General features: G+C 42.1%; 19 protein-coding genes, 1 tRNA gene and 1 pseudogene. 13 read left to right on the plus strand and 8 right to left on the minus strand.

All coding sequences use genetic code 11. The features are described 5' to 3' along the window. Positions 1–44 precede the first annotated feature (44 nt). A pseudogene (locus GW12_RS06930) lies at positions 45–1,094 on the minus strand (molecular chaperone DnaJ). A 109-nt stretch (positions 1,095–1,203) separates the two neighbouring features. Continuing rightward, complete coding sequence (locus GW12_RS06935; RefSeq protein ID WP_034585388.1) at positions 1,204–1,923, minus strand: carbonic anhydrase; 720 nt, start codon at positions 1,921–1,923, stop codon at positions 1,204–1,206. Between the two features lie 668 nt (positions 1,924–2,591). On the opposite strand from GW12_RS06935, the gene GW12_RS06940 reads away from it, so the two are divergent. Together GW12_RS06940 and GW12_RS06945 are read left to right on the plus strand one after the other, a co-directional pair. Continuing rightward, positions 2,592–3,779 (plus strand): ammonium transporter, encoded by a 1,188-nt coding sequence (locus GW12_RS06940; protein ID WP_034585390.1) that lies wholly within the window; start codon positions 2,592–2,594, stop codon positions 3,777–3,779. A 252-nt stretch (positions 3,780–4,031) separates the two neighbouring features. Beyond that, a complete protein-coding gene (locus tag GW12_RS06945; protein WP_034585393.1) occupies positions 4,032–4,709 on the plus strand; it encodes a DUF421 domain-containing protein in 678 nt (225 codons plus the stop codon). On the opposite strand, the gene GW12_RS06950 is transcribed toward GW12_RS06945, so the two are convergent. The 3 genes from GW12_RS06950 to GW12_RS06960 all read right to left on the minus strand — a co-directional run bounded on the left by GW12_RS06950 (position 4,706) and on the right by GW12_RS06960 (position 8,075). Continuing rightward, positions 4,706–5,395 (minus strand): HAD family hydrolase, encoded by a 690-nt coding sequence (locus GW12_RS06950; protein WP_034585396.1) that lies wholly within the window; start codon positions 5,393–5,395, stop codon positions 4,706–4,708. The genes GW12_RS06945 and GW12_RS06950 overlap by 4 nt on opposite strands. A 141-nt stretch (positions 5,396–5,536) precedes the next feature. Then, positions 5,537–6,694: a porin gene (locus tag GW12_RS06955; RefSeq protein WP_034585399.1), complete on the minus strand. Its 1,158-nt coding sequence runs from the start codon at positions 6,692–6,694 to the stop codon at positions 5,537–5,539. A gap of 112 nt (positions 6,695–6,806) precedes the next feature. Continuing rightward, the gene (locus GW12_RS06960) at positions 6,807–8,075 is read right to left on the minus strand and encodes an MFS transporter (protein WP_034585403.1); all 1,269 of its coding nucleotides are present in this window, start codon (positions 8,073–8,075) and stop codon (positions 6,807–6,809) included. A gap of 130 nt (positions 8,076–8,205) precedes the next feature. Between GW12_RS06960 and GW12_RS06965 the strand changes: the two genes are divergently transcribed. The 5 genes from GW12_RS06965 to putP all read left to right on the plus strand — a co-directional run bounded on the left by GW12_RS06965 (position 8,206) and on the right by putP (position 12,958). Continuing rightward, positions 8,206–8,835 (plus strand): 1-acyl-sn-glycerol-3-phosphate acyltransferase, encoded by a 630-nt coding sequence (locus GW12_RS06965; protein ID WP_034585405.1) that lies wholly within the window; start codon positions 8,206–8,208, stop codon positions 8,833–8,835. A gap of 64 nt (positions 8,836–8,899) precedes the next feature. Then, entirely contained in the window at positions 8,900–9,817 is a 918-nt protein-coding gene (locus tag GW12_RS06970) for a patatin-like phospholipase family protein (protein WP_034585408.1), read from the plus strand. A gap of 99 nt (positions 9,818–9,916) precedes the next feature. After that, positions 9,917–10,378 (plus strand): NfeD family protein, encoded by a 462-nt coding sequence (locus GW12_RS06975; protein ID WP_034585410.1) that lies wholly within the window; start codon positions 9,917–9,919, stop codon positions 10,376–10,378. Between the two features lie 15 nt (positions 10,379–10,393). Next, complete coding sequence (locus GW12_RS06980) at positions 10,394–11,251, plus strand: SPFH domain-containing protein (RefSeq protein WP_034585412.1); 858 nt, start codon at positions 10,394–10,396, stop codon at positions 11,249–11,251. Positions 11,252–11,467: 216 nt separating this feature from the next. Continuing rightward, positions 11,468–12,958, plus strand: coding sequence for a sodium/proline symporter PutP (putP, locus tag GW12_RS06985; RefSeq protein ID WP_034585415.1), 1,491 nt, complete (start codon positions 11,468–11,470; stop codon positions 12,956–12,958). A gap of 73 nt (positions 12,959–13,031) precedes the next feature. Here the strand turns inward: putP and GW12_RS06990 are convergent, their stop codons facing one another. Continuing rightward, positions 13,032–13,940: a polyprenyl synthetase family protein gene (locus GW12_RS06990; protein WP_034585418.1), complete on the minus strand. Its 909-nt coding sequence runs from the start codon at positions 13,938–13,940 to the stop codon at positions 13,032–13,034. A 221-nt stretch (positions 13,941–14,161) separates the two neighbouring features. Continuing rightward, positions 14,162–15,355, minus strand: a complete 1,194-nt coding sequence (gene prpF / locus GW12_RS07000) for a 2-methylaconitate cis-trans isomerase PrpF (protein WP_034585423.1) — start codon at positions 15,353–15,355, stop codon at positions 14,162–14,164. Positions 15,356–15,689: 334 nt separating this feature from the next. Between prpF and GW12_RS07005 the strand changes: the two genes are divergently transcribed. The 4 genes from GW12_RS07005 (at position 15,690) to GW12_RS07020 (ending at position 20,349) form a co-directional block, all read left to right on the plus strand. Beyond that, positions 15,690–17,042 carry an amino acid permease gene (locus tag GW12_RS07005; protein WP_034585425.1) on the plus strand — a complete coding sequence of 451 codons (1,353 nt, stop codon included), beginning with the start codon at positions 15,690–15,692 and terminating at the stop codon, positions 17,040–17,042. Positions 17,043–17,135: 93 nt separating this feature from the next. After that, positions 17,136–17,208: transfer RNA gene (locus tag GW12_RS07010), tRNA-Arg, on the plus strand. A 336-nt stretch (positions 17,209–17,544) separates the two neighbouring features. Then, positions 17,545–18,792 carry an OmpP1/FadL family transporter gene (locus GW12_RS07015; RefSeq protein WP_034585428.1) on the plus strand — a complete coding sequence of 416 codons (1,248 nt, stop codon included), beginning with the start codon at positions 17,545–17,547 and terminating at the stop codon, positions 18,790–18,792. A 324-nt stretch (positions 18,793–19,116) separates the two neighbouring features. Next, complete coding sequence (locus GW12_RS07020; protein WP_034585431.1) at positions 19,117–20,349, plus strand: OmpP1/FadL family transporter; 1,233 nt, start codon at positions 19,117–19,119, stop codon at positions 20,347–20,349. A 57-nt stretch (positions 20,350–20,406) separates the two neighbouring features. Here the strand turns inward: GW12_RS07020 and thrH are convergent, their stop codons facing one another. After that, positions 20,407–21,024, minus strand: a complete 618-nt coding sequence (gene thrH, locus GW12_RS07025; RefSeq protein ID WP_034585433.1) for a bifunctional phosphoserine phosphatase/homoserine phosphotransferase ThrH — start codon at positions 21,022–21,024, stop codon at positions 20,407–20,409. A 204-nt stretch (positions 21,025–21,228) separates the two neighbouring features. Between thrH and GW12_RS07030 the strand changes: the two genes are divergently transcribed. Together GW12_RS07030 and GW12_RS07035 are read left to right on the plus strand one after the other, a co-directional pair. Beyond that, positions 21,229–21,963: a phosphoadenylyl-sulfate reductase gene (locus GW12_RS07030; protein WP_034585435.1), complete on the plus strand. Its 735-nt coding sequence runs from the start codon at positions 21,229–21,231 to the stop codon at positions 21,961–21,963. A gap of 469 nt (positions 21,964–22,432) precedes the next feature. Continuing rightward, on the plus strand, positions 22,433–23,818 hold the full coding sequence (locus tag GW12_RS07035) for a wax ester/triacylglycerol synthase family O-acyltransferase (protein ID WP_034585437.1): 1,386 nt from the start codon (positions 22,433–22,435) through the stop codon (positions 23,816–23,818). Positions 23,819–23,916: the final 98 nt, after the last annotated feature.

Below are 23,916 nucleotides of genomic sequence, written 5' to 3' on the forward strand. Positions count from 1 at the left end.
ATGTGTAGATACCTATGCCCAAAGGGAGAGGGAGAAAAGCCCACCTAAAGAACTCCATTCTCCAATAACATCTCCAACCCACTCAGCTTCCTCATATACGTCAACCGCTCTTTTTCTACTTTAAGCTGCTGCTTTACTGCCGCCGTGTCTGCATCAATCTGTTTATATAAATCTGTCACCTGAAACTTACCTTTGGCCTTGTGCAGACTAATTTTTGCTTTCTGCGACCAAACCAGATCTGCAATCAACTCATCTATCTGATCCTGCAATTTCTGGCTCTGTGTATCCAATGCCAATTGATAAAACCTCAACTGCTCGGCAGATAAACCCTTTTTAGAATTATCCCTGTTCTGCTCTAGCTGAATTTGCAGTTTAAGCAAGGTAAATAAATCCTGCTCGGCATAAGCCTCATTAGCCCGTTGTAGCAATTCCGTCTTTTCTATTTTTCTGGCTTCATCCTGTTCACGGTCAGGATGAATCGTGGCGGCAATTTTTAAATACACAGTTTTCCACGACTGCTCTGCCAGCTTTTCAGCTCGTTCTCTTTTCTCCTGCTCACCTTTCAGTCTAGCCTGTTCACGTGCCTGGCTATATTTGCTTTTTCTGTCCCATTCCTCAAATATTTCAGCATCTGCTTCGTCAAAATTATTTTCCTCATAAAAAGAATCTTGAGCTTCATTGGATGCTTTATTTTTAGTTTTCTTAGGTTGGACATATTCAATAGATTGCTGATAGTAGATATAAAGCTCATTCACCAGTTTCAGTTGCTACGAGTTTAATGCTGGTGAGTCTTTTAACATCACCACCAAGGCATAAATCTTATCATCAATCTGCGCCAGATCAGCCCGGTTAAAGGCATGTTGACTTAGGCTATTCCAAAGCTGTTTCATCTGCTCATATAGCACCACATGCAAAGCATCATAGACCGGCACAAACGTCCTTTGCGTATATTGCTGAATCTTTTCCTGAGCCTGTTGCCACTGCTGTAGCTCTTGCTTCTGCTGCTCAATTTTTTCAATCAGACGATTCAGCTTCCGCTCTGGTGGCGACAGTTCAGTAGCAGGCTGCAGGATCGTTTTTAAATCAAAAGACATGGCAAAGATGCAAAGCAAATAAATGCCATTTTATCCCTGATTTTTTTGGTCGACTGCTAATTTATTGCAAATAAAAAGCAGACCGAAGCCTGCTTCATTGAAATAGGAATTAATTTTCAACAACCACACGCCCATTTAATGGTTGAATAGGACGGTTATTCGGATGTCCCATCAAATCTGCAAATTGCTGGATCTGCTGTTGAGAAGCAGTCTGGATTTCTTTGAGCACCAGCCAGCGCACCCCTTCTGAACATGGCGGTGTGGTCAGAGAACCACTAAAGCGATAATATTCTTTGTTTTCTGGCAGCATACTCTGCACCGGTTGTGGCTTGCTCAGTACAACTTTTTCGCCTTTCTGTTTAGGCAAACGTTTCCACATCTGTTTAAGTAACAGATTTTCCTTGCCCTGCTCGTACATCATTGCAACTACAGCAAGTTCACCTTGAGCATTGGCATGGACAAAGTGAATTTCTAGGGGATAACTTTTACCTTTAATCTGGTTTTCACTTGGTGTATGAAAATGAAACTGTTTCAGCTCAAACTGCTCACCATCCAAATCTAAAACGCCGCCTTGGGCAAAGTCCACCTGCACCGTATGCCCATTATTCTGGATCGACTGAATCAAGGTATTATAGCTAAACGTTAAAGGCTCCAGCTCTGCCTTGATGCTTCGGTCAATATTAATCGGTGACTGATTCAACCCATTACATGCAGCATATTTCTGGCTCAGTGAACCCCACTGCTGTGTCTGCTCATAATCCCAGTCTGCATCCGCATATACCGTGGTCATCAGTCCAAATGCAACTGCACATAGCATGGCCTTTTTCATCTATTCACCTACTCTCGTTATTACGCATCTTTTTTAAATCCATGAACATTCACGAATTTATTATCTTTTTAAATAAAATTAAATAACTGATTTACTTATTAAATAATATCAATCTCAATATTTCTGATATTAAAAAATTAGCGGGTATTATTAAAACAGACGCTTCAATCGAGACAATCACAAAAGCTTCCAGACTCATGCTTCTTTGTATTCCAAATGTTAAAAATAAGCTTTTATTTTTTAGAATTTTTCTATGTTTATTCTGGTCAATGGCAGCGTAATTTTCCTAAATCGAAGAGATATATTTTAGTGCAAATAAGATTTAACAAAGTTAACCTTCGGTCTAGGCATACAGTTTTATCAAAATAATTGTAGCTGGGCTTAAATATACAATTGTGCAGATTTATCACCCATTTTAGGCACAAAATTCATATCATTTATATTTTTATAAATTAATCATATATTTAAATAATCTTATAAATTATAAAATTGCACCTATAACAAGCACGCTCTCCATTATGGTGCGGTGTTTTGCTTTATATCGAGTCTTATTAATTTTTAATACTCATTAATCAAAAATTCCATTTTCCCAACTTCTTTTCCAAACCAATCACATCGCTATACTGAAACCCCTTTATGTGAATAACGCACTAAATTGGAACAGGGATATGCAAAATATTGATCTTTTATTTCTCCTCCTTGGTGCAGTCCTTGTACTCGCCATGCATGCTGGTTTTGCATTTTTAGAATTAGGAACAGTGCGTCATAAAAACCAGGTCAATGCGCTTAGTAAAATTTTAACGGACTTCTCTTTGTCGGCCGTGGCCTATTTCTTTGTTGGTTATTACATTTCTTATGGGCATCATTTTTTCCATATCGGCACCACGCTTGCGGACGATCATGGCTATAACCTGATGCGTTGCTTCTTTTTACTCACCTTTGCCGCAGCGATTCCAGCCATTATTTCCGGTGGCATTGCAGAACGTGCCAAAATGCGTTCCCAGGCAATTGCCACCTTATTACTGGTGGCGCTGGTCTATCCATTATTTGAAGGCATGATCTGGAATGGCAATCTCGGTTTACAGGCATGGTTAGAAGCCACATTTGGTGCCAGTTTCCATGATTTTGCCGGCTCTGTCGTGGTTCATGCCATGGGTGGCTGGATCGCGTTGGCTGCCGTGATTCTGCTCGGTGCTCGTTATGGCCGTTATAAAAAGGATGGCCGTGTCAGCGCCCATCCACCATCTTCCATTCCTTTTCTTGCACTGGGTTCGTGGATTCTGATTGTCGGTTGGTTTGGCTTTAATGTCATGAGCGCACAGCGTCTGGATGCCATTTCCGGTCTGGTAGCGATTAACTCTCTGATGGCTATGGTCGGTGGTACTATTTCTGCCAATATGATGGGCAAAAATGACCCGGGCTTCCTGCACAATGGACCTTTGGCCGGTCTGGTGGCGATCTGTGCCGGTTCCGATGTTGTTCATCCAGTAGGCGCGCTGATCATTGGTGCCATTGCAGGTGTGATCTTCGTGAAACTGTTTACCTATACCCAAAACAAGCTCAAGGTTGATGATGTGCTAGGTGTATGGCCGCTGCATGGAGTTTGTGGTGCTTTTGGTGGATTAGCCGTCGGTATTTTTGGGCAACAACTGTTCGGCGGCCTCGGTGGTGTGTCGATGCTTTCACAAATAATAGGCACACTACTGGCAATCATCATTGCTTTGGCAGGTGGCTTTCTGGTTTATGGTTCGCTCAAAGCTGTCATGGGTATTCGACTCAGTCAGGAAGAAGAATTTCAAGGTGCCGATTTGAGTATTCACCGCATTTCTGCCAATTCGGAAGAAAATGTCTTTTAATTAACTCCATTTTCAATAATTAGCGGCCTGATGATGTCGCTTTTTTTATTTTTATAAATACATTCCTATCAGACAGGAAATTTTCTTTATTCATCCGCTTTTCTTATGGACATCACATTTAGAAAAGAGTTAATCACCTCCAAAGAAACCACAGATAATAATTAGTTGGTTCAAAAACTTACATAACAGCTAAGGTAACCCATCGAATCTCATTGCTAAACTCATCTATAACATAATAACAAGGATGACATGATGGATTTGTGGACGATTTTTATTCACGATACCGACTGGAACTTTATTGGTGAACTTCTGCTGCGCTGTCTGATCATGTATACCATGATCATTGTCTTCCTGCGATTAACCGGTAAACGCGGTGTGCGTCAACTGTCCATTTTCGAAGTTGCGATTATTCTGGCTTTGGGATCGATTGCAGGCGATCCGATGTTTGATGAAACCTTGCCTTTAATTCAGGCATTTATCGTCATGTCGGTCATTATTCTGCTATATCGCCTTACTACTTACTTGACTATGAAATACCAGCCTTTTGAAGACCTGCTGGAAGGCAAGCCACTGTATATTGTGGAAGATGGCATGATGGTGCTACGTCATATCGCACAGGGCAAAATGTCGCATGATGAATTCTTTGCCGAAATGCGTCAGCAAGGCGCTGAGCACCTTGGGCAGATTCGTACCGGCTTACTGGAAAGTGATGGAAAATTCAGTATTCTTTTTTATAGTCCAGAAGAGGTCCGCTATGGCTTACCACTATTTCCTAAAGACCAGAAAATTATTAAGGAAGTCGAACCCCATACTTATTACGCTTGCCTGCATTGTGGCAACGTCGTCCTACTTTCTACTCCAGATGAGATTTGCCAGCGCTGTTATTCCTGCAAATGGATACTGGCTCTTAACACCCAGCGTCAGACTTAAGCTTTGAGATAATCCAGCACTTCTACTAGATTCTTAATTTTTCGTTCAATTGGCTGTACAGGAGCGTGAAAGCCTTCAATCCATAAGCTCTGCATACCAGCATTTTCTGCCCCCTGAATATCATTAATCGGATGATCACCAATATATAAACAATGTTCTGGAGCAACTTCCAGCTTTTCTGCAGTATGCAGGAATATTTCCGGATTTGGCTTGCTGATCCCCACCAGTCCAGAACTGATGATTTCATCAAAATAATGACTAAAGCCCAAGCCATTAATAATATTCAGTCGAGTCTCATGCCCCCCATTGGAAATCACTGCCAGTTTATAATCGGCTGATTTTAATGATTGCAACAGTTGTTCTGCCTGCGGCATAGCAACAGCAAACTGACCAAAATTCTGGAACCAGAAATCAGTCAGTTCTTCTAGCGATGGTTGAGCTCGCCAGGCCAATTCCTCTCTTAAGGCATGAGCGACTGATCCTCCAATTGTGGAATGAGTAAGCAGCTCTTTTTTAGGATAACCACCATTATCAATACGGCGTACAATCTCGGTAATTTTCTCGATTTCAACCTGCTGCAGCGAATGAGTATAGTAGTCTGCCAGATATCGGCTATAAGCCTGCACGCTCAGGTCACGATGGGTTAGTGTATTATCTAGGTCAAATAAAACAGCGCGTATGGTCATATAATATTTACATCAAAGTTTTCTGCTTACTTTAACATTTCACTCTGACACACTATTCGCTTTAAACTCATAAGCTATACAAATTTCCATATAAAAAAAGCGGTGTAAAAACACCGCCTTTTTTAGCTTACAAAGTCTAAATTAGAATTTGTATTCAAAGCCTGTACCGACAACTGGCTGCTTAGTTTCTAATGAACCTTGTTCAAGTGTTAGCAAACCAGCATAACCATAAGCTTTTACTTGTTTAGAGAAAGCATAGTCTGCGCCAACTAAAATTTGCTGAGCTTCAAAATCGCTACCTGTTTTAAACTCGGTAGTATTTTGACTGTATTGACCTTTTACTGTCCATGCTTGGGCACTTGGAAGATTATATTCAGCACCGATTAACCAGCCTTGAGCATCATCAATATCATTTGCAGCAGCATTATTACCTGCAACATTCTCTACTTCTGAAGTTTGGTATAATGCTTTAAGCGCTAAACCACCATCTAAATTTACACGACCAATTGCGCGAATTGTATTTGCTGCGGCAAAAATAGCTTTTGCCTCACCATAAGTTTCCCCAGCGGCTGCATATAATTCATTGATTTCACCAGTTTTAGTATTTAAGAAACCAACACCAGCAAAATTAGAAGGAATTGCTTTATCATAACCAATACCAGCAATTACTTTTTTGTTGTCATATACAACAGAAGCAGACCATGCATCACCTAAGCCACGTCCTGCAACTTTCGCACCGCCTTTAGAACTCTTGATACCACTAGCTTCACCACTAGCAAGCAATACATTTGCATTAATTTTACCGTCTGCTACAGCAAATGCTGGTGATTCATAAACTACAACATTATCAATACGGTTTTCACCAGTAAAAATACCAGCCACATCTGCTTTATTATCAACATAGTTGTTAAAAGTATCGACTACTGCAGAAAGCTGTTTTACTGGTGTATCAATTTTACCGACCTTTAATGCACCTAGCTTGCTATCTTTCAATCCCACTAAGATATTACGTGGAATAAATGAGTCATTTTCTGAACCTTGCTCACCATCATCTGTATAAAAGGTAAATTCTGCTTGATATAAAGCGCTTAGACGATCAGTTAATTTTTCATCACCTTTCAAACCGATGAATGAGTTATTACTATTTACTTCTACAACATCACGATCAGAAATAGGTGATGCGTTATCTTCTGGTAAATAATCTACAGAGGCGTCGATTTCTCCGTAGAAAGTTGGAGCTGCAAAAGTAGTCCCCGCTAAAAGGCTTAGTGCAATCGCTGCTGCTAACTTAGTTTTCATTTCAATAGTCCTTTGGTTTATTTTGTAACAAATCATACACAACGTCTTTATAATACAAAATTATTAAAAAGATATTTATATATTCCTTTTAGTACTTTAGGCTAATACTTGATCAATTTTCTAATTCAACTGAAGTTTTAATTGATTTTAACTTGTTTTTCAACCAGCAAATAACTGGAAATATGCACAAAATTGCAATGAAAACGATTCCCAAAAGATAATTCTGATAACCCCAAAGATCACCAAAGATGCCACTAATGCTGTAAAGTCCGCCACTGACTGTCGCTATAACGGCAACCTGAAAGGTAAAATCCGTTCCTGCCAAATGCTTACGACTGTATTGCATCACTAACGTTAGCATAACAACCAGTAACATTGCGGAAACCATATCCTCGGCTGCATTGATCAGATAAATCACAATAGGTGCTACCAATTGTTTGGCTTCATATTGCATCGCTAGCCAAGCATAAGCCATTAGAGTCAAAATCTTGATAACCGAAAAAGTCAGTAATGCACTGGCACGGGAAATCCATTTTAACCACCAGCCTGCCAGCCCTGCCCCGATCAATGCAGCAAAAGCCCCCAGCATGGTGACATAAATCCCGATTTGGCTAAAACTGAGTCCCAGATCCACCATCAACGGTTTAAGTAAAGGCCCGGACAGGCCATCTGCAATTTTAAAAGTGATTAAAACTGCTAACCAACAGCGTAATTCTGGTTGCTGGATAAAATACTGAAAATAGCTTTTTATTTGAAACTTTTGTTCAGACGTTGAATGATCTAGTGAATACCTTTGTGGCTCTTTATAAAGCAGTACCGGCAATGTATTGAGAAAAACTAAAGCAGCTAAAATCAGAAATGTGGTTTGCCATTGCAGAATATCCAGCAACCACAGAATTGCTCCACCACCGACAATAAACCCCAGCCGTGAACCAATCACCTGAAAAGTATTACCCCAATGCTGCTGTTCATTTTTTAGGATATTGACCGCCAATCCATCCGTCGCGATGTCCTGAGTAGCACCGACACCATTCATAAACAGCAATGCAATAAAAAATGCCAGCAAATAAATCGGCTGGTTTAAGGACTGAATCGGAATAAAAGAAAGCAGAATCAGAACAACCACAGATAACAGCTGTGTGGGAATAATCCAGCTTCGGTAATGTCCTTTTGCCGAAGAGCCATAACGATCCACTAACGGTGCCCAAAATACCTTAATCGACCACGGCAGCATTAATAAGCCAAAGCCACCAATATGCGCCAGTGATACGCCTTGCGCACGGAGAATCACGGGCAAGGCATGTGTCATAAAACCTACGGGTAAGCCTTGTGCCCAGTACAAGGAAAACAGCAACAGGTAAATATTGCGCGTAACAGGCATAGAGCATCCTTTGGCAAAAGGTATAGGTGAAGGGTTATAGATCTGACTTTTTTGCTAATGAATTTTTTATTTCAAACGAATAATATAATAAAAAACAAAGAATGTTGTCGTAATTAAAAGAGTTGTATAGATGGCAAAAAAATCTTTCCCTACCCTCCCGCCACTTGTTCCTGGACGTGGTAGTAAATTGAGCCGTGCTTTTTATAAAAAACTTTTTCTAGCACAAGGCTGGCAAATGGCAGGTGAATTCCCCAATCTTCCCAAAGCTGTTGCCATCATTTCCCCGCATACCTCGAACTTCGATGCCTGGCTGGGCTTTAATGCCCTACTGGGCTTAGGCATTCAGATCACGATTTTTGGTAAAGACAGCCTGTTCCGTACCCCACTGAAACCGATTCTGGAATGGATTGGCGTGGTTCCGGTAGTACGTGATACCCCACAAGGTCAAACCAAACAGATTATCGATGTGATTAAGAAAACCGATCATATCTGGGTCGGGATGGCGCCTGAAGGTTCACGCAAAGCTCCGGAGAAAATCCGTAGTGGTTTCTATCATATTGCTAAGGCTGCCAATTTGCCAATCGTGATGTTTTCCTTTGATTATGACCATAAGATCATTCACATTTTGGGTGTTTACCATATTACTGGTGATTATGACTACGATCTGGAGCAGATCTATAAGCATTATGAAGGCAAAATTTCCGCCAAAAATCCAGAGTGGATCGCCAAGCCCTTACGCAAGCTGGTGAAAAAAGACTAGGCAAAGCTATACTTTCCTGCTGAGATAAGCCTAATTTGTCTATTAAATATGCAATATTTTTAGAATGAAAATAATTCGTTATGCCATGATTGGCTGCCTGGGCGTGAGCCTGGCAGCCTGTGATAAAAGCTCGACCAAACCAACAACAACTCCGACCATTAAAGCCCGTGAACCAGTGATTGCTCTTGCCTTGGGTGGCGGTGGTGCCAAGGGATTTGCTCATATTGGAGTGATTAAAGTTTTGGAATCACATGGTATTAAACCGAAAATTGTCACAGGAACCAGTGCCGGAAGTTTTGTGGGCAGTTTGTATGCCAGTGGTAAAACACCTTACCAATTACAGGAAATTGCACTGAATTTTAAGGAATCAGATATTCGTGACCTGACCTTAAACCGCCAAGGCATTATTGCCGGGCAAAAGTTGCAGGATTATGTGAATAAGCAAATTGTTAATAAACCAATTGAACAGTTCCCGATTCGTTTTGCCGCGGTCGCAACCCGTTTGGACACGGGCCGCAAGGCTGATTTTATTAAAGGCAACGCTGGTCAGGCAGTTCGTGCATCTTGCAGCATTCCAAATGTCTTTGTCCCTACCACGATTGGCGGCAAGAAATACGTCGATGGAGGTCTGGTCAGCCCGATTCCGGTAAAAACCGCGAAAGACATGGGCGCGGATATTATCATCGCGGTAGATATCTCGGCCCGTCCTGATGGCAGCAAAGCCATAAACATGTTTGGCTTGCTGGATCAGACCCTGAATATCATGGGACAGCAGAGTATCAATGAAGAGCTGAATCAGGCTAATGTGGTGATTCAACCCAAGGTTGGACATATTGGGACATTAGATTTAAAAGCCAGCAATGAAACCATCCTCGAAGGTGAAAAAGCAGCACAGCTAAAAATCCGTGCTATTGAAAAACTGATAAGTGATTTCAGCAAGTCTCCTGCAGCCTTGCAACCACCAGCTAAGCCAAAGTTCTAGTACAGGATTTCAGTAGGCATCTATAGCGACATCTGCTACATTGAAGTAGATATAAAAATCATGATGAATATTTAATTATTGAATGACATAGGCCAATTTATGGAATTTGTTCTCGAACCTTGGCACTGGTTTGTATTTGGCATTCTGCTAATTCTGTCGGAACTGGTTTTGCCAGCATTTGCCGCCTTGTGGTTTGGTATTGGGGCGATTATGGTCGGCATCCTGTACTGGATGTTTCCGATGATGGGGCTGACCACGCAGCTGCTGACCTGGATCATTTTGTCAGTGCTGTGTACGCTGGCCTGGTTCAAGTTTATCAAGCCACTTTCCGTGGATAAGACCAAAGCCGGACTGTCACGTGAAGCCACGATTGGTCAGATTGGCATGGTGATTCAGACTGATCTGAACAATGGTCAGGTGAAAGTACGTTTTCCTTTACCTGTACTCGGTTCAGATGAATGGGATTGCCGCACGCTGAGTCCGGTACAGGTCGGCGACCGGGTCCGCGTGGTCGATATTCTCGGCAATGATCTTGTGGTGCAACCGCATAGCAATAATTAACAAAAGGAAAATAATATGAGCGTGAGTTCTATCATTATGCTGGCCCTGCTGGCATTTGTTGCTGTCACCATTTTCAAAGGTGTGCGTATTGTTCCGCAGGGCTATAAATGGATCGTACAGCGTCTTGGTAAATACCATTCCACCCTGAATCCGGGCCTGAACTTTGTCATTCCCTATATTGATGAAGTGGCTTACAAGGTCACCACCAAGGATATCGTGCTGGATATTCCGTCTCAGGAAGTGATTACCCGTGATAACGCCGTACTGGTGATGAATGCCGTGGCTTATATCAACCTAACTACCCCTGAAAAAGCCGTCTATGGAATTGAAAATTATTCATGGGCAATTCAAAACCTAGTACAGACTTCCCTACGTTCGATTGTTGGTGAAATGGATCTGGATGATGCTCTGTCTTCGCGTGATCATATTAAAGCTCGTCTGAAGGCCAGTATTTCTGATGATATCTCGGATTGGGGTATCACTTTAAAAACTGTAGAAATTCAGGATATTAAACCGTCGCATACCATGCAGGCTGCGATGGAAGAACAGGCTGCAGCAGAACGTCAACGTCGTGCAACCGTGACCAAAGCGGACGGCGAAAAACAGGCCGCAATTCTGGAAGCCGATGGTCGTTTGGAAGCCTCTCGTCGTGATGCAGAAGCCCAAGTGGTTCTGGCTCAAGCTTCGCAACGTGCCATTGATATGGTGACTCAAGCGATTGGCGACAAGGAAATTCCTGTGGCTTATCTGCTCGGTGAACAATATGTCAAAGCCATGCAAGAGATGGCGAAATCTCCAAATGCCAAGACTGTAGTTCTGCCAGCTGATGTATTGAATACCATTCGTGGTGTTATGGGCCGCCATAATCCCTAAGGATTCTTAAGAAATTGCGACAAATAGGCAGCTCTTTGGCTGCCTATTTTCTTTTTAGTCAGAAAATCTCAGCAAAGATTGTGAAATTATGGTTAAATTTCGCGTTAATTTTTGAAATCTCCTGGATTCGAGGTTGCATAACTTTCGGATTAAAGTTCACTGCATCTGCCATAATCCTTATTTCGATCTACTGTCCAACTTCAAAATGGATACCGTATGAGCTCCCTAAATCCAACCTTAATAACCTTCCTGTTCTATATTGTCGCCATGATCGCGATCGGCCTGCTGGCTTATCGTGCGACAAGCAACTTTTCCGATTACATTTTAGGGGGCCGACGTTTAGGTAGTTTCGTCACTGCACTTTCTGCCGGGGCTTCCGATATGAGCGGCTGGCTGCTGATGGGTCTGCCAGGTGCGATCTACCTGTCAGGTCTGTCAGAAATGTGGATCGCCATTGGCCTGATCATTGGTGCCTGGATGAACTGGCTGCTGGTGGCCGGCCGTCTGCGTGTACATACCGAAGTACAACACAATGCCCTCACCTTACCCGACTATTTCTCCAATCGTTTTAATGACCAGAAAAAAGTACTGCGTATCGTTTCAGCCTGTGTAATTCTGATCTTCTTTGCAATTTACTGTGCATCCGGCATGGTCGCAGGTGCACGTCTGTTCGAAAGTATGTTCGCTCTGCCATACAGCACTGCCCTGTGGATTAGTGCGATTGCCACCATCAGCTATGTCTTTATTGGGGGCTTCCTGGCTGTCAGCTGGACCGATACCATTCAAGCAACCTTGATGATCTTCGCGCTGTTATTAACACCGATTGTCACCATTTTAAGTTTCTCGGATTTGTCACAAATGACGTTGGCTTTGGAAGCTGCACGTCCACAAGCTATGAATGTCATGGGCAACTTAAGCTTTGTAGCCATTATTTCCCTACTCGCTTGGGGCCTGGGTTACTTCGGCCAGCCGCATATTCTGGTGCGCTTTATGGCGGCAGATTCAGTGAAATCGATTCCGAATGCGCGTCGTATCGGCATGACCTGGATGACCCTGTGTCTCGGTGGTGCGGTAGCAGCTGGTTTCTTCGGGATCGCTTACTTCCAGGCGCATCCAGAATTGGCGGGTACGGTCACAGCCAACCCTGAAACCGTGTTTATGGAACTGACCAAAATCCTGTTTAACCCATGGGTTGCTGGTATCGTTCTGGCGGCAATTCTGGCAGCAGTGATGAGTACCCTGAGCTGTCAGTTACTGGTGTGTTCTAGTACCCTGACTGAAGACTTCTATAAATCCTTCTTGCGTAAAAATGCGTCTCAGAAAGAACTGGTTTGGGTGGGTCGTCTGATGGTGCTTTTGATTGCTTTACTGGCGATCTGGATGGCAGGTAACCCTGAATCTAAAGTCCTTGGTCTGGTCGCTTATGCATGGGCAGGTTTTGGTGCTGCCTTTGGTCCGCTGATTATTCTGTCGCTGTTCTGGAAACGCATGACATTGAATGGCGCATTAGCCGGTATGATCGTGGGTGCTGCAGTGGTGATTCTTTGGAAGAACCTGTTTGCCGCAACTGGCCTGTATGAAATCATTCCTGGCTTTATCTGTTCAATGATTGCGATTGTCGTGGTCAGCCTGATGGGCAAAGCACCGACTGCTGAAATTACCGATCGTTTTGAACAGGCAGAACGACTGTATAACGAAAGCAAATAAATTTAACTTTCAATAAAAAAGAGGACTTTAAGTCCTCTTTTTTATGCCTGTGCATTACAGCAATTGCTGATGATTAGTTCTTACGATGTAACAGGAATTGAGTAATCTGGGTCAATTCTTCCGCTTGCCCATCAAAATATGACAAAGCACTGAGAGCCTGATCATGTAGCTGTTTGGCATATTGCTGGGCTTTATCTAAGCCCATCAACGCAGGATAAGTTGATTTCTCAACCATCTCATCTTTACCAGCAGTTTTACCTAGTACTTCGGTATCGGAAATAATATCCAAAATATCATCCTGCACCTGGAACGCTAAACCAAGTGACTGTCCGAATTCACGTAGTTTCGGAATTGCCAGATCTGTGCCTTCAAAAATCGTTACGGCTGCCATCATGATCGCGGCAGAAATCAGTGCTCCGGTTTTATTGCGGTGAATGGTTTCCAAAGCATCCTGATCAATTTTTTTGCCTTCCGCCTGTAAATCCAGCACCTGACCATTGACCATTTTTGAAGACGCAGTTGCCAGAATCTGCATCTGCTTCAACACAATTGCCGGTTCTACTGATGGACCTTGATCAAACAGGCGGCTGCCCAGAATTTCAAACGCCATCGATTGCAGAATATCGCCAGCAAGTAAAGCCGTATCTTCACCAAAAGCCGCATGACAGGTCGGCTGACCACGGCGAAGTAAATCATTGTCCATACATGGCAGGTCATCATGTGCCAGCGAATAGCAATGGATAAATTCAATGGCTACTGCGGCACGGCGTACCGCTGCCATATTCTGATTAGATTTTAAAGCTGCTGTGGCATAGCATAAGGCTGGACGAACACGTTTACCACCCAACATCACCGCATGGTGCACCGCAGACTTTAACGGTTCAGGAATGGCAAAGGCATCAAGTGCTGTCAGTAGGTCCTGTTGAATACGATGTTGTGCTTGAGTCAATGCATGGGTTGACAGCTCAGTTATTGATGACACATTCGCCTCGGATACGTTGTCCAATAGAGTTTAATGACAAGATACTGCTCTTGCCGCTTTATACCGTTATTGTACCTTTAAACCTGAAGAATTATCAGCTTGAAATCCTGCTGTTGTTTTGTTCTATACCTGAATTTCAAATATCCAATCCTCTACAAATAATAAAAAAACCACTGAGCTGGCAGTGGTTTTTAAAATCTAAGGAGAAACTTGAATAGAGATTATTCAACTAGCACTTCAGGGGGTACGCGTACCCAGCCTTCCATGATGACTCGAGCACTACGGCTCATAATGGCTTTTTTCACCTTCCATTCACCATTCTCCTGTACTGCCTGCGCACCCACACGCAAAGTTCCGGACGGATGACCAAAGCGTACCGCTTCACGTTCACCGCCACCTGCTGCCAGATTCACTAGAGTACCTGGAATAGCAGCCGCTGTACCAATCGATACTGCCACGGTACCCATCATGGCATGGTGCAACTTACCCATAGATAAGGCACGTACTAGCACATCAGTATCCTGTTCGGTAATCGCCTTACCACCAGATGAAACATAAGCTTTAGGCTCAGAAACAAAGGCAATCTTCGGCGTATGCTGGCGTTGTGCTGCTTCACTAATATCTGAAATCAGGCCCATTTTTAATGCACCATAAGCACGAATGGTTTCAAACTTTTTCAGTGCTGCCGGGTCGCTGTTAATATCTTCTTGCAGTTCTGTGCCCTGATAACCTAGGTCTTCGGCCTTCAGGAAAATCGTTGGAATCCCAGCATTGATCAAAGTCGCTTCGAAGGTGCCATAATCTGGAACGACTAACTGATCTACCAGATTGCCTGTTGGGAACATCGCTCCACCCTCGGCATCATCATCGGCTGGGTCAAGGAATTCAATTTGTACTTCAGCTGCTGGGAAAGTCACGCCATCCAGCTCAAAGTCACCGAGTTCCTGTACCTGACCATTCACAATAGGTACATGGGCAATAATAGTTTTCTGGATATTCACCTGCCAGATATGTACCGTACAGATGCCATTTTCCGGAATACGTGCGGAATCCACTAATCCATTGCTAATGGCAAATGAGCCGACACCTGCAGTCAGGTTGCCACAGTTGCCGCTCCAGTCGATAAAAGGCTGATCAATTGAGACCTGCCCAAACAAATAATCCACGTCATGATCGGGTTGCTGGCTTTTTGACAGAATCACGGTTTTACTGGTACTGGAGGTTGCATTGCCCAAGCCATCAATCTGCTTTCCATACGGATCTGGACTGCCAATGACACGTAATAACAACTGATCCCTGATTTTGCCCGGCTGTTGTGCTGCTTCTGGAAGATCTTCTAGTTTGAAAAAAACACCTTTACTGGTACCACCACGCATATAGGTAGCTGGAATCTTGATTTGCGGGGCAAAAGTCATAATTTTTGTCTTCCTTCGTCTTGTCTTTATTTTGTAAACAATTACGGGCGAAACCGGATTTTGAGTATAGTATATTTATTGCGTGATACATTGACTGCAAGACCTTTGTATAAAAAAACAACATCTGCAAGTCGTCTATTTTCTAATGCGGATGAGAATTATCAGATTCAATAAAATTAATATATTGATTCGTTTATTATTTATTTAGTTTATTTTTATAATTATTTTTTATACATCTGATAATTATATTTCATTCAAAGACTTGCTCTAGGCTTATCTGGCCTGATCTATTACAATCTTTTCACTTATTTTTTACATTGTCGGGCTGAAAACTTTGAATAACGAGTCTTCACAACTTCAGCGTGGCTTAAAGAACCGTCATATTCAGTTGATCGCCATGGGCGGTGCAATTGGCACAGGCTTATTCTTAGGTTCCGCACAGGTGATCCAGTCTGCTGGTCCTTCGATTATTTTGGGCTATGCCATTGGTGGCTTTATTGCATTCCTGATCATGCGTCAATTGGGTGAAATGATTGTTCACGAACCAGTTGCTGGTTCGTTCAGCCATTTTGCTTATAAATACTGGGGTAAATTCCCCGGCTTCCTTGCAGGTTGGAACTACTGGATTTTATATATTCTGGTCGCCATGACCGAGCTTACCGCTGTCGCGAAATACATTAACTATTGGTGGCCACATATTCCAGCATGGGCATCAGTACTGTTTTTCTTTGTCGTGATTACCTTGGTCAACCTCGGCAATGTGAAATTCTATGGAGAATCGGAATTCTGGCTTTCTATCGTCAAAGTCACTGCCGTGATTTCGATGATTGTCTTTGGTCTGTATCTATTACTTACAGCCGATGCTTCTTCAACTGCAGCATTTAGTAACCTGTGGACTGCGGGCGGTTTCTTCCCAAATGGCTTTGAAGGTTTATTCTATATGCTAGCTTTCCTAATGTTCGCCTTTGGTGGGATCGAACTGATTGGTATGGCAGCTGCAGAAGCGGAAAATCCGGAAAAAACCATTCCAAAAGCGATTAACCAGGTTGTGTTCCGTATCCTGATTTTCTATGTCGGGGCATTAACTATTCTGTTGTCACTGGTGCCTTGGAATCAGCTGGAACTTGGTGGTCTGGACAAGAGTCCCTTCGTGCTGATCTTTAGCCAGTTAGGCATTGACTGGGCAGCCCATCTACTGAACTTCATCATTCTGACTGCTGCCTTGTCTGTGTATAACAGTGGGATGTACGCCAATAGCCGTATGCTGTTTGGTCTGGCTAAACAAGGCAATGCTCCTAAAATGTTCCTGAAAGTGAACAAGCAAGGTACGCCGATCACTGCAGTATTGTTCTCTGCAATCCTGATTTTTGGTTGTGTATTGTTGAACTACTTTGTTCCAGAAGATGCCTTAAGCCACCTGATCTATGTTGTGGTGGGGGCACTGGTACTAAACTGGGCGATGATCAGCTTGACGCACTTCAAGTTTATTCAGCACATGAAACAGCTAGGCGAGAAAACCAAGTTCCCTGCCCTGTGGTCTCCATTTAGCAATGTGCTAGTACTTGGCTTTATTGCGATAATTCTTTACATCATGTGGACACAAGGCTTTAAGGAATCTGTGCTGATGCTTCCAATCTGGGTTGCGATCATGTTTGGTCTATTTAAAGCACTTCGCCCTAAAAATTGATTAAAAAATATTTTAGTAAAATGATTTTTAAAGTTATTGCTACGGCAATAACTTTTTTTTTACCTAGTTTTGGAGTAGATTAGGGTTCGTTTTGCGCCCTTAGCTTAACTGGATAGAGCAGTTGCCTCCTAAGCGACCGACGTGGGTTCGAGTCCCGCAGGGCGCACAAACTTTAAATATGTGAACTAATTAACAAAATATTTAAGAAATAATTCAAGAAATTTATATTTTTTTAATTCAATGTTTTCTATTTTAAAAAACTTTATTTTCAAATACTTACAGCATTAAGCTCCTTTCTAATTAGTATTTTTACTCTAATATGATGTTTTTTTGAACTCATTATTCAAGCTAGAGCATTTACTCTTTTTTTTATTATGCTATTTTTGACACATGGAGTAACAAAACAGCCATTGAAGGCATCGAAATGTCTCCAAAAACAATACCAAGCAAATACCGAATAATCGTTTAAAACCCAAATTTGTACCTCAAGGGAAGATGAAGAATGAAATTAAAAACGCTTAGTACAGCAATGATTTTAGCAACGTTACCAATGACAGGTACGTTTGCTGCAGCGTTGGATCGTTCAGGCCAATCTATTGCAGCTTTTTTGCAGCCAGGTAATTACTTTGAAGCAGGGATTTCTATCCTAGATCCTGATGTATCTGGTAGAGATGCAGCTGGAAATTCAACAGGCGATATGGCAGGAGACTACTATTTCCCTTCTGCAGCTTTAAAATTTCAAGTTACTGATAATTTTTCTGTTGGTTTACTTTATGATCAGCCATTTGGCGCTGATGCAGAATATAACCCAGGAAGTAATTTTGCTGTAAATCCTGGTGAAGTTGTAAGTACAATTCCTACTCCTGGTGGTGTTGTTCCTGTTACAGCAGCAATGGCGGGTGTCGCAAATCAAGTTACAAGCGTCGAAGTAAAATCAGAAAATTTAACTCTATTACTGGGCTTTCAACCTAATGAGAACTGGAATTTTTATGCTGGTCCAGTTTGGCAAACAGTTGAAGGAAATGTATCTCTACGAGGCGCTGCTTATGGTGGTGCAGCTGGTTTTGGTTCTTATGATGCTTCAATGAAAGAAGATTCTGCATTAGGCTGGATTGCTGGTCTAGCTTACCAAATTCCTGAAATTGCCTTGAAAGCATCTGTGACGTATCGTTCGGAAGTCGAGCACAAACTACAAGCAACAGAAACCGCAGGCTTTGGTCAAGACATTACTACTGTAATTCCTGTTCCAATGACAGCTGCTAAAACCGATGTAACAACTCCTCAATCGGTTAACCTAGATCTACAATCAGGCATTATGGCCAACACAGTAGCATTTTTAAACGTACGCTGGGTGAACTGGGAAGATTTTTCAATTCGTCCAAATTATTTTGGTCAAGCAGCACAAGCTATTGTTGGGGAAGCTATTAATTTAGTGGATTATTCTGATGACCAATGGTCTGCAACTGCAGGTGTAGGTCGTAAATTTAGCGAGCAGTGGGCAGGTAATGTATCTGTAGGTTGGGATTCTGGTGCAGGTGATCCTGTTACAACGTTAGGTCCTACAGAAGGCTACTGGAATGTCGGTCTGGGACTGCAATTCTCACCTGCTCCAAATTACTTTATTGCTGGTGGTGTAAAATATTTCTGGTTAGGTGATGCAACTGCTAAGACAGCACTTAGCGATAATGTGGGTAAATTTGAAGATAATAATGCTATCGCATATGGTCTAAAGATTGGTTACCGCTTCTAATTTTTAGACTTTAAATCAAAAACCACCTTCGGGTGGTTTTTTTATTGTGCAAAATTTATTTTTATACACTTATAAACTATTTGATGATTTTAACGACAATTAACTCTAATCTTATTTTTATGTCATTTCAGCCAATGCAATTAAAAAAATAATCATTCAATTCACTTATTTAACGTGATTTTCTTAGTACAAAAACTCTAATTAGACTAATTTTTATTACTATCGAGTTCAAATCTTCAGACAAGTTGAACATTTACTCTTTTAAAATTTATGTTACTTTTCCACAACTTTTAAACATATTAATGCAACATTCAAGGATGAGCGATGAAGCTTAAACCCATTTCAGCTGCTATTTTTCTTTCCACTCTCCCTCTCTCTCCTGTATTTGCTGGCGGTTTAGATCGTTCAGGGCAATCAATTCTGGCTTTTTTACAGCCAGGTAATTACGCTGAAGCTGGTATCTCGATACTTGATCCAGATGTTTCTGGAACATCAAAAACTCAAGATTTTGAAGGTGAAAAAATCAGTGATATGGCTGATGATTACACCTTCGTCAATGCCGCAATTAAGGTTCAAGCCACAGATAAAGTTTCTTTAGGTCTGATTTATGACCAACCTTATGGTGCAGATGCAACTTATTCTGCAAATGGTGTTTTATCTAGCTTCTCTCAAGCTGGAGAAGGAACTTCCGTTGAAGTAAAAACTCAAAACCTAACAGCGCTCATTGGCTACCAGCCAAATAAAAACTGGAATTTTTATGTTGGTCCAGTTTGGCAAACCGTTGAAGCCGATATTAAATTACGTGGTAGAGCCTATGGTGCAGCACCTCTCACTTTAAGTGGTTACAACATTAAAGTTGATCAAGAAGAAGCTTATGGTTGGCTTGCTGGTTTCGCATACCAAATTCCAGAAATTGCTTTAAAAGCAGCTGTGACATATCGTTCTGAAATTAAACACAATGCCAAATCTCATGAAACAACTGGACTGGCAGCTGTAGCGAATATAATTCCTGAGGCAGGTCATCCATATAGCCCATATAAGCCGGTATTAGCGACTCTAGGCTCTAGAGAAGATACTGTAGAAGCTGTCACTCCTCAATCGGTTAATTTAGACCTCCAAACAGGCATTGCTTCAAATACGATTGCATTTGCCAATATCCGTTGGGTACATTGGGATCAATTTGCCGTAACTCCATCTTTACTCGCCGATGCTTCTAGCTTACGTGGCAAAAAGCAAAATTTAATTGATTACTCTGATGATCAATGGTCAGCAAATATTGGTGTGGGTCATAAATTCTCTGACAAATGGTCAGCAACGACTTCTGTCGGCTGGGATTCAGGTGCGGGCAACCCTGTAACCACCCTTGGCCCAACTGAAGGCTACTGGAGTTTAGGGCTTGGTGCACAATATAGCCCTGCTGAAAATTACTTTATTCAAGCAGGTGTAAAACATCTCTGGTTAGGTGATGCTACAGCACAAACAGCAGGCAACCCTGTGGGTGAATTTACAGACAACAATGCTTGGGCTTATGGTATGAAAATTGGCTATCGCTTCTAATTTTCTATAACCCAAATAAAAAGGCGCTTCTAGCGCCTTTTTTAACACTTGAGAAATTTATGCTGGAATATCACGTACAGAAGCATTACGGATTGCTTCTTTCAGCGCTTCATAACCATGAATCGGCGGGAATTGCGGGAATTCTGCAATCACATTTTCTGGAGCATCAAACAAGAAACCTTGATCTGCTTCACCTAACATCGTAGTGTCATTATAAGAATCACCTGCCGCGATCACGCGGAAATTCAGACCATGTAATGCTTTTACTGCTTGACGTTTCTGATCTGGTTGACGCAGTTTGTAGGCTGTGATCATGCCATTTTCATCTGTTTCTAGTTTGTGACAGAAAATGGTTGGCCAGCCCAATTGTTTCATTAAAGGATGCGCAAATTCATAGAAAGTGTCAGACAGAATAATGAGTTGGAAATGAGTACGTACCCATTCTACAAATTCTTTAGCGCCTTCAAATGGGCCCATATCAGCAATCACTTCCTGAATATCATTCAGGCCGAGACCATGCTGTTTTAGGATATTCAGACGCTGGGTCATCAGCACATCATAGTCAGGAATATCACGAGTCGTCGCTTCTAGTTCCTTAATCCCTGTTTTCTTTGCAAAATTGATCCAAATTTCAGGAACCAGAACACCTTCAAGATCCAGACATACGACTTCCATGAATATTCCCCTCAGCAGTCTTATTTAAAAAATTTCGCATATCATAGCTGAATCTTCACATTTTGCACTGTTCTTTTTTAAATCTATTTTTTTCATAAGCATTTATTTTTTAGTGATAAGGTGACTAATTCTATTCTATTAAAATAGATGTGAAATTAATTAATATAGGCAGAGTTATTCCAAGCCTATATCGCCAGGATTCTCATGACCACTATTCCTACTATTGATATGGTAGATGCGCTTGCATCTGAATATACAGACAAATCTCCAAGTGAAATTTTGGAACTTGCCCTGAGCCAGCCCGGTGAAATTGCGATTTCATTTTCCGGTGCGGAAGATGTCGTACTGATTGATATGGCTTCACATCTGGGCAAACCCTTCCGTGTGTTTAGTCTGGATACTGGACGTTTGCACCCTGAAACCTATCAGTTTATTGATCAGGTGCGTAAACACTATAACATCGACATTGAGATCTGTTTCCCTGAAGCAGAAGCCGTACAGAATCTGACGACTACGAAAGGCATGTTCAGTTTCTATGAAGATGGTCACAAAGAATGTTGTGGTATCCGTAAGGTTCAGCCATTACGTAAAAAACTGGCCACTTTGGATGGCTGGATTACTGGTCAACGTAAGGATCAAAGCCCTGGTACCCGTAATGAAATTCCAGTCATTCAGGCTGATGCTGGTTTTTCTGGCCCAGGCAAACAGCTGATCAAATATAATCCTTTAGCCAACTGGTCCAGTGCTGATGTCTGGAACTACATCCGTATGATGGAAATTCCATACAATCCACTACATGAAAAAGGCTTTATTTCCATTGGTTGTGAACCATGTACCCGACCTGTCCTGCCAAACCAGCATGAACGCGAAGGCCGCTGGTGGTGGGAAGAAGCTACTCACAAAGAATGTGGGCTGCACGCCGGCAACCTGAAAAAATAAGCTGGCTTTAAGTCCATCTAAAAGGCTGTCATTTTTTAAAGACAGCTTTTTTTATTTCATATCTGGATTTATTTTCAAGGTGAAATCATCCATATTTACCGTTTATCGGGAAGTACCATTTTAATATTTAAAGAATTTCTAAACTGTTAGTCGATTGATTTACTGGCATAAAAATGTGAAATATAGATTAATAAAATTTTATAAATCGCAGATGATTATGTAGATAGGCTTTATTCAAATTACAAAAAATCTATTTTTATTCCGCAAATATAAAACTAAAATTTTCACATTTCATGGACTTAGGAATAGTTTTAAGTGCTTATCAATAGCTACTTATTTTGCTGATCCGATCAGAGAAAGCAGTTCACATATAAGTTAAAACCGCTATACTTTGTGAACTAAAGCAATAATTCTAACAAGGCTTTTCAGAAAGAGAAGAGCTATAGAGTGCAGTGAGGCAATCCACGCTATGCGTCCATTACATCCAATTGATTTAATTTTTTTATCATTAGAAAAACGGCAACAACCTATGCATGTAGGTGGTCTTTTTTTATTTCAGATTCCAGAAAATGCACCTGCAACTTTTATTCAAGATCTGGTCAAAGATATCCGTACTTCCAAATCGATGCCCATTCCACCCTTCAATAATTATTTAAACGGTTTGTTCTGGGACGAAGATGATCAGTTTGATCTGGATCATCATTTCCGTCATATCGCCCTGCCGAAACCTGGCCGTATCCGTGAATTACTGACTTATATTTCACAGGAACACAGTGCCCTGATTGACCGCGCCAAGCCGTTATGGATGTGCCACCTGATTGAAGGCATTGAAGGCAATCGTTTTGCCATGTACTTCAAGATTCATCATGCCATGGTCGATGGGATTGCCGGCATGCGTCTGGTTGAAAAATCTCTCTCCCATGATCCAAATACGAAAAGCATTGTCCCGCTATGGTGTGTAGAAAGCCCGCGTGCTAAGCGTTTAAAAGCACCTAAAGTCAGCCGACTAAAAGGCACATTATCGACCATTAAGGGACAGTTAGAATCAACACCGCGCGTCTTGTATGAATTATCGCAAACCGTGCTCAAAGATATGGGACGTAACCCGGATTATGTTTCCAGCTTCCAGGCACCGCCTTCCATTCTCAATCAGCGGATTACCGCCTCACGCCGATTTGCGGCACAGTCTTTTGAATTCTCACGTCTGCGCCATATTTCTAAAGAACTTGGCGTAACTATTAATGATATCGTGCTAGCGATCTGCTCCGGTGCGCTACGTGAATACCTGATCACTCAGGATGCCTTACCGAAGAAACCGCTAATTGCCATGGTACCTGCTTCGGTACGTAGCGATGATTCCGATGTCTCGAATCGTATTACCATGATTCTGGCGAATCTGGGTACGCATAAGGAAGACCCACTGGAGCGTCTGAAAATCGTACGCCGCAGCGTATTGAATGCCAAAGAACGCTTTAAGCGTATGACCGCGAATCAGATCCTGAATTACAGTGCCTTTGTGTATGGTGCGGCTGGCCTAAATATCGCCTCTGGCCTCATGCCAAAACGTCAGGCATTTAACCTGGTGATTTCTAACGTACCAGGTCCACAAGAACCGTTGTACTGGAATGGCGCACGTCTAGAAGCATTATATCCAGCCTCAATCGTGCTGGACGGTCAGGCACTGAATATCACCATGACCAGCTATATGGATAAACTGGAAGTTGGCTTAACCGCTTGCCGAAATGCCCTGCCAAAAATGCAGAATCTGCTGACTCACTTAGAGGACGAAATCCAGCGTTTTGAACGGATTGTCGATGGTGATAAAACCCCAAAGCTGGTGGCCGCAGCCGGATAATGGATGATTCCGACTGAGGTTTTCAGTAAAAAATTGGTATGAGCATTTTTGCCAATTCTTTCACGCAAAAATTAAGGGGCTTTGCAGCCCCTTTTATT

The organism is Acinetobacter sp. HR7 (genome assembly GCF_000773685.1).
Lineage (GTDB): Bacteria > Pseudomonadota > Gammaproteobacteria > Pseudomonadales > Moraxellaceae > Acinetobacter > Acinetobacter thermotolerans.